The sequence below is a fragment of the Phenylobacterium sp. genome (assembly GCF_031425575.1).
In the GTDB taxonomy this organism is placed as follows: Bacteria; Pseudomonadota; Alphaproteobacteria; order Caulobacterales; family Caulobacteraceae; genus Phenylobacterium.
The window spans coordinates 1-9,818 of record NZ_JANPJP010000313.1 but is presented as its reverse complement, the minus strand read 5'-3'; the positions used below and the strand labels follow the sequence as shown (position 1 = coordinate 9,818).

Annotated in this window: 8 protein-coding genes; 4 read left to right on the top strand and 4 right to left on the bottom strand. The window is 67.9% G+C overall.

The features are described from left to right. Window positions 1-57 precede the first annotated feature (57 nt). Window positions 58-237, bottom strand: a complete 180-nt coding sequence (locus RMO97_RS17470; protein ID WP_310542293.1) for a DUF1328 domain-containing protein — start codon at window positions 235-237, stop codon at window positions 58-60. Window positions 238-309: 72 nt separating this feature from the next. Further along, complete coding sequence (locus RMO97_RS17465; protein ID WP_310542292.1) at window positions 310-1,545, bottom strand: hypothetical protein; 1,236 nt, start codon at window positions 1,543-1,545, stop codon at window positions 310-312. 136 nt (window positions 1,546-1,681) lie between these two features. On the opposite strand from RMO97_RS17465, the gene cobT reads away from it, so the two are divergent. The 3 genes from cobT (at window position 1,682) to RMO97_RS17450 (ending at window position 5,410) form a co-directional block, all read left to right on the top strand. Further along, window positions 1,682-3,634: a cobaltochelatase subunit CobT gene (gene cobT / locus RMO97_RS17460; protein WP_310542291.1), complete on the top strand. Its 1,953-nt coding sequence runs from the start codon at window positions 1,682-1,684 to the stop codon at window positions 3,632-3,634. Then, window positions 3,631-4,593 (top strand): esterase-like activity of phytase family protein, encoded by a 963-nt coding sequence (locus tag RMO97_RS17455; RefSeq protein ID WP_310542290.1) that lies wholly within the window; start codon window positions 3,631-3,633, stop codon window positions 4,591-4,593. Before cobT ends, RMO97_RS17455 begins: the two co-directional genes overlap by 4 nt. Before the next feature lie 70 nt (window positions 4,594-4,663). Beyond that, window positions 4,664-5,410, top strand: coding sequence for a dienelactone hydrolase family protein (locus RMO97_RS17450; protein WP_310542289.1), 747 nt, complete (start codon window positions 4,664-4,666; stop codon window positions 5,408-5,410). Window positions 5,411-5,589: 179 nt separating this feature from the next. Here the strand turns inward: RMO97_RS17450 and rpmB are convergent, their stop codons facing one another. Next, complete coding sequence (gene rpmB, locus RMO97_RS17445; protein ID WP_293497165.1) at window positions 5,590-5,895, bottom strand: 50S ribosomal protein L28; 306 nt, start codon at window positions 5,893-5,895, stop codon at window positions 5,590-5,592. 384 nt (window positions 5,896-6,279) lie between these two features. Between rpmB and RMO97_RS17440 the strand changes: the two genes are divergently transcribed. Further along, window positions 6,280-9,240, top strand: coding sequence for a TonB-dependent receptor domain-containing protein (locus RMO97_RS17440; protein ID WP_310542288.1), 2,961 nt, complete (start codon window positions 6,280-6,282; stop codon window positions 9,238-9,240). On the opposite strand, the gene RMO97_RS17435 is transcribed toward RMO97_RS17440, so the two are convergent. Beyond that, window positions 9,237-9,812 carry an NUDIX domain-containing protein gene (locus tag RMO97_RS17435; protein ID WP_409035335.1) on the bottom strand — a complete coding sequence of 192 codons (576 nt, stop codon included), beginning with the start codon at window positions 9,810-9,812 and terminating at the stop codon, window positions 9,237-9,239. The genes RMO97_RS17440 and RMO97_RS17435 overlap by 4 nt on opposite strands. Between the last annotated feature and the right edge of the window lie 6 nt (window positions 9,813-9,818).

Genomic DNA, 9,818 nt, shown 5'->3' with positions numbered 1-9,818 from the left:
ACAGAAAGGGCGCGGAGGTGACTCCGCGCCTTGTCCGTCTCGGATGTCTGAGGCGGCTCAGCCGCCGCTGATCTTCTTGCCGACGTAGGCGCCCAACGCCAGGAACAGCACGAAGCCGATCACGGCGACGAAGAACAGCAGCTTGGCGACACCCGCCGCCGCGCCGGCCATGCCGGTGAAGCCAAGCGCGCCCGCGATCAGCGCGACCACGGCGAAAATCAGGGCCCATTTCAACATGTTGAACTCCAGCCAAAAAAGTCGGGATCTTGCTGGCTAAACGTCGGCCATGCCGTCGCGTTCCTGTCGCAGTCAGGCCGCCAGCAGGGGCAGAGCCTCTGGCGGCTGCATTCGGCCGCCGACCGGCGCTGTCTGTAGGCGACAGACGCCCGGGCCGGTCACGAACGGCACGTGAGCGGCGATGCAGGCTTCCAGCTCCACGCGGTTTCGGACGTTGGTGACCGCCGCCCAGATCTGCTTCTTGCGGTAGAGCCCCAGACGCTCGGCGAACCGGCGCAACACCGCGAGCCGCGCCCGCTGGTCGCCGCTGGGCAGGACAAGGGTGACGCTCGTGACGGCGTTGGGCGCGAGCTTCTCCACCTCGAAGCCGGGATCTTGCGTGCGCAGGTCGATATTGGTCACGTACTTCAACAGCGAGGCCCGGATCGTAGCCAGGGCCGTAAACGCCGGGTCGCGGGGCACATCATAGACCGCCGCCGCCAGCTGCCCCTTGGCGTCCCGAGGCAGGGTGGCGAGCATCTCCTCGTAGGCTGCGCGCTGGGAGGCGCGGACCATGTTGGAGTAGCAGATGGGCAGGTAGAGCATCGAATGGGGCCCGGGCCCCGCCAGCATCCGCGCCGCCACCGCTACGCAGTCGGCGTCGAAGGCCTGCGGATCGGCAGGCATGTGGTCGTCGCCCTCCACAAGGCTCAGATGGGTTCTCAAGTCCCCGGGGGTGGAACTGACAACGTCGCCGACAAATACGCTGCGCAGGGTGAAATAGATTCCCTGCACGCCATCGAGCGGCGGCATCGTCCGCTTGGCGGCCGCCTCGGCCATGTCCTCCAGGGCGGCCTGCTGGGTCACCCAGATCGGCCCCACCGGGCGGCGGGCCTCAGGCGGTTTGTCGGCCGGCTCCCGTTCGGTCGCCTCGATGCGGCTCAGCCGTCCACCGGGCGGCAGCAGGGAGGGATCAAGCAGGGCCGCGCTGACCGCCGCGTCGTCGAGGGCCGCGAAGGCCTGCACCGCCTCAGCCGAGCCCTCGAACAGCAGCAGACCTACCTTGCCGGCCTCATCGTCGCCCTCCCCGAACAGTTTGATCTGCAGATCGTCTCCCAGCCGCGCCAGTTCCTGGACGTCCAGCTCATCGGCGCGCGGATCGGTCAGCAGGAAGGAGTAGTGGGTCAGGGGCGCGAACTGGCGTGGCCACTGCCATTTGCCCTCGAGATAGATCCCCGAGAACTTCGCGACCAGCGGCCCGAGGACGGCCGGCTTCAGTCCCGTCTTCTCCGCATCGACCGCTACCCTCAGACACGCAACCGCCGTCACCGCACTCACTCCACCTGTTCTCCGACCATCTTGGCGCGTGAAAGTGTAAACACATCCTGCGATCGGCCTGCGGGCGTCAGCCGCGCCACCAACAGGACTTTCCTCGGTTCGCTCCGACGCGCTATGGAAGTTGACCATGGCCAAGAACCCGGAAAGCCCGCTCGAGCCCTTTAAACGCGCCCTCGCGAACGCCGCGCGCTCGCTGGCCGAGTCGCCAGATCTGGAGATCGTCTACTCCGGCGAAGGTCCCGTGCTGTCGGGCAATCGCGCGGTCTTGCCGCACCCGCCCCGCGACCTCACGCCCATGGACGCCGCGCGCATCCGCGGCCTGGCCGACCAGATGGCCCTGCGCATCTCGCACCACGACGCCCAGGTCCACGCTAAGATCCGGCCTGGTTCCGCCCTAGGCGCGCCGGCCTATGACGCCCTCGAACAGGTGCGCATCGAAGCCATCGGCTCCAATGCGCTCGGCGGCGTGCGGGAGAACCTGAAGGTCGTGCACGAGCAGGCCTGGCTGAAGCGCCCCTTCAATCCCGTCGACGCCCAGGCCAATCCGCCCATGGCCGAGATCGTCGCCCTGATGGCCCGCGAGCGGCTGACCGGGGTGGAGCCGCCGCCGAACGCCAAGCTGCTGGTGGACATGTTCCGCGATGAGATCGAGGCCCGAGCGGGCCAGGATCTCGACAAGCTGATCGACAAGATCGACGACCAGAAGGCCTACGCCAAGATGGCGCGCACCATCCTGCGCGACCTGTCCATGGGCGACGACCTCTCTGACGCGCCTGACCAGGCCGACCAGGACGAGGAAGACGGCGACGAGGGCGAGGCTGAGGCCGCCGAGGACGGCGACGAGGGCGATGGCGAGGGTCAGTCCCCGCAACAGGCTTCCATGGACGACAGCGAGGCGAGCCACAGCGAAAGCGAAGACGCCGACAGCCAGATGATGCAGGCTGAGGATGATCCCAACGCCGAGGATAGCGACGAGCCGCCGGAGCTGGGCGAAGGCGAGCAGCCCGCCCGCCCAGACCCCAAGGGCGACGCCAAGACCCCCACCTACAAGGTCTTCACCACCGCCAATGACGAGATCGTGGCGGCGGAGGAGCTGTGCGACGCCGAGGAGCTGACCCGGCTGCGGGCCTATCTCGACCAACAGCTGGCCAGCCTCTCCAGCGTGGTCGCCCGCTTGGCCAACAAGCTGCAGCGCAAGCTGATGGCCCAGCAGAACCGCTCCTGGACCTTCGACCTGGAGGAAGGGATCCTTGACGTCGCGCGCCTGACGCGGGTGATCACCGACCCCACCGCCTCTCTCGCCTTCAAGGAAGAAGAAGACACCGAGTTCCGCGACACGGTGGTCACCATCCTGATCGACAACTCCGGTTCCATGCGCGGCCGCCCGATCATGGTGGCCGCCGTCTGCGCCGACATCCTGGCCCGCACCCTGGAACGCTGCGGCGTGAAGACCGAAATCCTCGGCTTCACCACCCGGGCCTGGAAGGGTGGCACGAGCCGCGAGGACTGGCTGAAGGCGGGAAAGCCCGCCCAGCCCGGCCGCCTGAACGACCTGCGCCATATCATCTACAAGTCCGCCGACGCCCCCTGGCGCCGCGCCAAGCGCAACCTTGGCCTGATGATGCGCGAGGGGCTGCTGAAGGAGAACATCGACGGCGAGGCCCTGATGTGGGCGCACCAGCGGCTGATCGGCCGGACGGAAGCCCGCCGCATCCTGATGGTGATCTCCGACGGCGCGCCGGTGGACGACTCGACCCTGTCGGTGAACTCCGGCCACTACCTCGAGCGCCACCTGCGCGAGGTGATCGCCGAAATCCAGGACAAGAGCCCCGTCCAGCTGATCGCCATCGGCATCGGCCACGACGTGACGCGCTACTATCGTCGGGCTGTCACCATCGTCGATGTAGAACAGTTGGCCGGCGCCATCGTCGACCAGTTGGCCGAGCTCTTCCAGGAGGAGCCGCGCAAGGCCAACCGCAAGACCGCGGGCCTGCTGGCCCCGCCGCCCAACACGCAAGGCCCCCAGGGCGGCGCGACCCGGCGGTCCACGTTCAAGGAAGTCCGGAGAGCCGTGGCGTGAAACGACTGATCCTGGGAGCCGCGCTCGCCGCGCTCACCGCCTGCGCGCAGCCTTCCGCCCTGCCCAAGGGGCCGATGGCCGCAGGCTCCGGGATCACCATCACCGCCACGCCGGTCGCGCTCAATCCACAGGACCCGTCCCAGGATCGCATCGGCGACTTCGTCTATGCGGGCGGCCTGGTGCTCTCGTCGGACCAGACCTCGCGCTTTCACGGTCTGTCGGACCTGCGCGTCACGCGCGACGGCAAGCTGACCTCCATGAGCGACGAGGGCGACCTGCTGGAGACCCGCGTCCTGCTGGACAAGGCCGGCCGCCTGGTGGGCGTCGGTCCCGGCAAGCTGACGGTCCTCACCGGGCCGGACGGCAAGCCGCTGCAGGGCAAGAAGGAGGCCGACTCAGAGGGCCTGGCCGTCCTGCCCAACGGTGATCGCCTGGTCAGCTTCGAGGCCATCGACCGCATCCTGCTCTATCCGGCCAAGGGTGGCCCCGCGCGGGTTGTTCCTTCGCCGGTGGGCGCCGGCTTCCCCCCCAACGGCGGCATGGAGGCCCTGGCCTTTGATCCCGCCATCGGCCCCGACGGCTACATCACCGCCGGTGAGGACTCCGGCGAGACCTGGACCTGCCGCCTCAGCGTGGCCTGCGTGAAGGGTCCCACCCTGGAGAAGCCGCCTGAGTTCGGCGTGGTGGCGGTCGACAGGCTGGCCGACGGGAAGACCGCCTGGCTGTTCCGCGCCTGGGACCCGGTGCGCGGCAGCCGCATCACCCTGAAGATTGTCGGGCCTGCCGGCGAAGTGGCCCGCTTGGACATGGCCAAGCCCCTGACCGTCGACAATCTCGAGGGCGTATCGGCGGTGCCCGGCAAGGACGGCGCGATCCGATTCTACCTGCTCTCCGACGACAATTTCTCCAATTCCCAGAAGACCATCCTGCTGGCTTTCGACTGGAAGCCCGCGAATTAATTTTCAGAAGCGGGATGCGGGCGGAAAACCGGTTCCCACTTTTCCTCATCCCGCTGAGCGAGGCGCCATCATGAGCCAGACCGAGATCGCCCTTCCCACTCCGGAGGGCGACGCGCGCGCCTTCGTGTTCAAGCCTGACACGGGCGCGGGCCCCTGGCCCGCCGCCATCATCGCCATGGACGCCCCGGCCATCCGTCCCGCCCTGTTCGAGATGGGCGAGCGCCTGGCCTCCGCCGGCTATTATGTGCTGCTGCCCGACCTGTTCTGGCGCGCGGGCCCCTACCCGCCCCTGGACATCGCCGCCGCCCGCGCGGGCGACAAGGCGGCCGGCGAGCTGTTCGCCAAGCTGCGGGCCAGCACCGGCGCGGGCCGGCAGATGACTGACGTGAAGGCCTGCCTCGACTTCATCGACGCCGATCCGGCCGCCAAGCCGGGTAATGTGGGAATCACCGGCTACTGCATGGGCGGCTCCATAGCCCTGCGCGCGGCTGGAACCTATCCGGACCGGATCGGCGCGGCGGCCTCTTTCCACGGCGGCGCCATGGCCACCGACGACGAGCGCAGCCCCCACCTGCTGGCGCCTGCGATCAAGGCCAAGGTTCTGGTGGCGGGCGCCATCGAGGACCGCAGCTATGACGAGGCCCAGAACACCCGGCTCACCAAGTCCCTGAGCGAGGCGGGCGTGGACGCCGAGGTGTCCATCTGGGAAGGCTGCAAGCACGGCTGGGTGCCCACCGACATGCCCGTGCACAATCCCGAAGGGGCCGAGCGCCACTGGCGCGAACTGGTCGCCCTGTTCGATGAGACCCTGAAGTAGAGCCCCCTCATCCGCTCATCCCGGCGAAGGCCGGGACCCAGATACATCCACCGCTCTGAGGATTCTTGGCGCAGGTCGTGACCTACGACCTGGATCCCGGCCTTCGCCGGGACGAGCGGGTAGAAAAGAAAAAGGCCGGCGTCACCGCCGGCCTTTTCCAAATCTGCTTGTCGCTGCGCTTAGGCGGCGGCGGCCGGCGCTTGCGCGGCGAGCTTGGCCTTCAGCTGGCGCTTGATCTTCAGGGCGCGGGGCGAGAGCTGCTCGTCCTTGGCCTTGACCAGGAAGACGTCCAGGCCGCCGCGGAAATCCAGGGTGCGGCGAGCCGCATTGGAGATGCGCAGCTTGAAGGTCTGACCCAGGGCGTCCGACTGCAGGCTGGCAGGGGCCAGGGCCGGCAGGAAGCGGCGCTTGGTCTTGATATTCGAGTGGCTCACATTGTTGCCGACCATGGGGCCGATACCGGTGAGTTCGCAACGACGCGACATGGCTTAAGACCTAAGCGAGAAAGAGTGACGGCGGGCGGACCCGCGCGAGAGCGGGCGATATAGTCGAAGGTAAGCGGCGGCGTCAAGGCGGAGCCGCCTTTCAGACCGCTTCATCGCGCTTTCCTGTCGCCACGCCAAACAGCCGGCGCTCCGACCGTCTTGTGTCCGCAAGACCTTCGGATACAATACCTTGTAGGGAACAAATCCCGAATCGGGCCGAGTCAGCGATTCGGTCCTGATTCGTTGCGGCCACGTTCCGCCGCCTTCCCTTGCGCATTAACCCACCCGGTTTCCGTCAGTGGCGGGAAGGCTCCGCTTCCCCTAGCCTGGGCTGCAAATCACCCGCAGGGGTGGATCGGACTTGGCAGGGATGGGGACGCCGACATGATGACGATGCGATCGGGCCTGCTGTGCGCCAGCGCCCTTGCCGGGCTGCTCACTCTCAACCCAGCCCAGGCCCGGGCCCAGGACGCCGAGGTTTCCGAGATCGTGGTCACCGGCAGCCGGATCGCCCGCAAGGACTATGTCTCCGAAAGCCCCATCGTCACGGTGGGCCAGGACCAGATCGCCGCCGTCGGCATGGTGACGATCGAGAACACCCTGAACCAGCTGCCGCAGTTCACGCCCTCCAACGGCTCGGGCACCAACACCACCAACTTCGTCACCACGCCCGGCCAGGCCTACGCCAACCTGCGGGGCCTGGGGCCCACCCGCACCCTGGTGCTGATCGACGGACGCCGGGTCGTGGCGGGAAATCCCAACGCGGTCGTGGACCTCAACACCGTGCCGACCTTCCTGGTGGACACGGTGGAGACCATCACCGGCGGCGCCTCGGCGGTCTATGGCTCGGACGCCATCGCCGGCGTGGTGAACTTCAAGCTGAAGCGCAATTTCGAAGGCCTGCAGGTCGACGCCCAGTTCGGGGCCACCGAGCAGAACGACGCCGGCCAGCTGACGGCCTCGGTGGGCTGGGGCCACAACTTCGCTGACGGCCGCGGCAACCTCGCCTTGGCGGCCACATACGACAAGCGCGAGGGCCTGCTGGCCTCCGACCGGAACTGGTCGGCGGTAGGCTATTCGATCCTCACCACCGGCCTGACGCCGTCCGGCGCGGCGACGATTCCCGACGGACGCTTCGACCCGGCCTCCAACGCCGGCGGCGCGGCCAACCTGCCGAGCCAGGCGGCGATGAACGCGGTGTTCGGCGCCTATGGGTTTGCGCCCGGCACAGTGGCACGGGGCGCCAGCCTCAGCTTCAACGCCGACGGCAGCCTGTTCTCCACCGCCCCGGTGAACAACTACAAGGGCGTGCGTGACCCAGAGTTCTCGCCCACCAGCTACACCTTCAACAGCGCCACCTACCGCTATCTCAACCTGCCCCTGGAGCGCTGGAGCCTCTACGCCTCGGGCCGCTATGACCTCACCGACGGCCTCGAGGCCTACGGCACGGCCAGCTACACCACCTATGATGTCTCGCGGCAGCTGGGCCCCGCCTCGGCCAGCGACGGCGCCTTCCCGGGCCCCGACATCGTGGTCCCGGTGACCAACCCCTTCATCCCCACCGACCTGCGCACCCTGCTCGCGTCGCGGACCGACCCGACCGCGGCCTTCTATCCCCGACGCGCCTTCAACGAGGTGGGCGGCAGGCTCTCCAACAACACCTATGAGACGATGCAACTGGTGGCGGGCCTTCGCGGAGCCCTCCCAGTCAAAGATTGGAAATGGGACCTCTACGCCAGCTACGGCCAGATGGATCACACCGAGGACCAGTTCGGAAATGTCAGCCGGGCCGCCATGCGCACGTTGACCTTCGCCCCCGATGGCGGCGTCAACCTCTGCGGTGGATTCAACATCTTCGGGGCCGGCAAGGTCAGCCCCGGCTGCGCGACCTATATCGCCCGCGAGGTCACCAACGCCACGACCATCAAGCAGACCGTCGTCGAGGGATACACGACCGGCAGCCTGATCGACCTGCCCGCGGGAGCGCTCAAGTTTTCGGCCGGCGCCCAGTATCGCAAGGACGACTTCGACTATTCACCCGACCTGCTGCTGCGGGGGCCCGATATCGTCGGCTTCAACCCGGCGGTCCCGGTCAGCGGCGACATCACCTCCAAGGAGGTCTACGCCGAGCTGCTGTTCCCCGTGCTGGCCGACCTGCCGTTGATCGAGAGCCTGGACGTGACGCTAGGCGGCCGGGTCGCCGACTATTCCACCACCGGCCAGGTCAGCGCCTACAACGCCGACCTCACCTGGAAGCCGGTCTCCAGCCTGCTGATCCGCGCCGGTTATCAACGCGCCGTCCGCGCGCCCAACATCGCAGAGCTGTTCTCGCCCCGGTCCGTGGGCTTTGTGGGCATCGGCTCACCGGGGATTGGCACCACGGCGGGCGACCCCTGTGACGTGCGCACCTCGTTCCGCAACGGCGCGAGCGCGGCGGCGGTGCGCAGCCTGTGCCTGTCGCAGGGCGTGCCCGCCGCGATCATCGACACCTTTAACCAGGCCTCGACCCAGGTGGAGATCGTGGGCGGCGGCAATCCCAACCTTACCGAGGAGACCGCCGACAGCGTCACGGCCGGGGCGGTCTGGACGCCCGCGGTGGACGCGCCCTTCCTGCGGCGGTTCAGCGTCAGCCTGGACTACTACAAGATCGAGGTGGCCGACGTGGTGGGAACCATCGGCGTCCCGACCATCCTGGCCTCCTGTTTCAACGCCGACGGATCGAACCCTGCCCTCTCTAACGCCAACTTCTACTGCAGCCAGTTCACCCGCCTGGGTTCGGGCCAGATCACGGGAGTCGCCCAGACCCAGGTGAACCTGGCCTCGGTGAAGACCTCGGGGATCGACGCCCAGGTGGACTGGGGCTTTGATCTCGCCGATCTCGGCCTGCCGGAGCGCGCCGGAACCCTGGCCCTCAACCTGGTCGTCACCAGGCTCGACAGCTTCGAGCGCCAGGCGCGGCCCAACGCGGCCTTCGTCGACTTTGCCGGGACCGTCGGGGCCGACCTCTCGGGCGGCGCCCTGCCGGAGTGGAAGTCGGTGCTGTCGACCACCTGGTCGGTCGGGCCCGTGCGGACAACTTTGCGCTGGCGCCACATCGCGGCCATGACCGACGCCCGCAGCGTGCCCACCTTCAGCCCCACGGCGGTGAACACGCCCGACTACGACGTCTTTGACCTGTCGGGATCCTGGAAGGTCGACCACCGGGTGACCCTGCGCGCCGGGGTGAACAACCTGGGCGACAAGGACCCGCCCTACTTCACCAGCTACCCGAACTCCAACACCGACCCGTCGAGCTTCGACATCCTGGGGCGGCGGTTCTTCGTGGGGATCAACGCGAAGTTCTAGGTTCGCTCGGTCAGCAGCAGGTGCTGGATCAGCATGATGGTCTTGGCGTCGACGATGACGCCGTCCGTGACCATCTGCAGGGCGTCGGTGAGGGGGACCTCCAGCACCTCAATGTCCTCGCCTTCGCCCGCGTGGCCGCCGCCGGCGCTGACCTTGTCGGCCGGTGAGTAGCGGGCGGTGAAGAAGCTGAGCTGCTCGGTGACGCTGCCTGGGCTCATATAGACCTTGAAGACCGGGGTGACCGACGAGAACCGGTAACCCAGCTCCTCCTCGGCCTCGCGCTTGATGGCGGTCTCCGGATCGTCGGCGTCCAGCAGACCGGCGGCGGCCTCGATCAGCGGCTCGGGATGGCCGGTGACATAGGCGGGAATGCGAAACTGCCGGGTCAGCAGCACGGTCCCCCGCGCGGGGTCGTAGGGCAGGATCACCGCCCCATTGCCGCGGTCGTAGGTCTGGCGGACCTGGGTCTCCCAGGCGCCGTCGCGGCGACGATAGTCGAAGGTCACCCGTTTCAGCGTCGCCCACTCTTCGGAGAGGGTGTGGAAGGCGAGGTTGCGGACCTGGTCGCTCATTTGGTC

Excerpts from the sequence above, each read along its gene's own strand:
- RMO97_RS17470 (WP_310542293.1), bottom strand. The coding sequence starts at position 237 with ATGTTGAAATGGGCCCTGATTTTCGCCGTGGTCGCGCTGATCGCGGGC.
- cobT (WP_310542291.1), top strand. The coding sequence starts at position 1,682 with ATGGCCAAGAACCCGGAAAGCCCGCTCGAGCCCTTTAAACGCGCCCTC.
- RMO97_RS17450 (WP_310542289.1), top strand. The coding sequence starts at position 4,664 with ATGAGCCAGACCGAGATCGCCCTTCCCACTCCGGAGGGCGACGCGCGC.
- rpmB (WP_293497165.1), bottom strand. The coding sequence starts at position 5,895 with ATGTCGCGTCGTTGCGAACTCACCGGTATCGGCCCCATGGTCGGCAAC.
- RMO97_RS17440 (WP_310542288.1), top strand. The coding sequence starts at position 6,280 with ATGATGACGATGCGATCGGGCCTGCTGTGCGCCAGCGCCCTTGCCGGG.
- RMO97_RS17435 (WP_409035335.1), bottom strand. The coding sequence starts at position 9,812 with ATGAGCGACCAGGTCCGCAACCTCGCCTTCCACACCCTCTCCGAAGAG.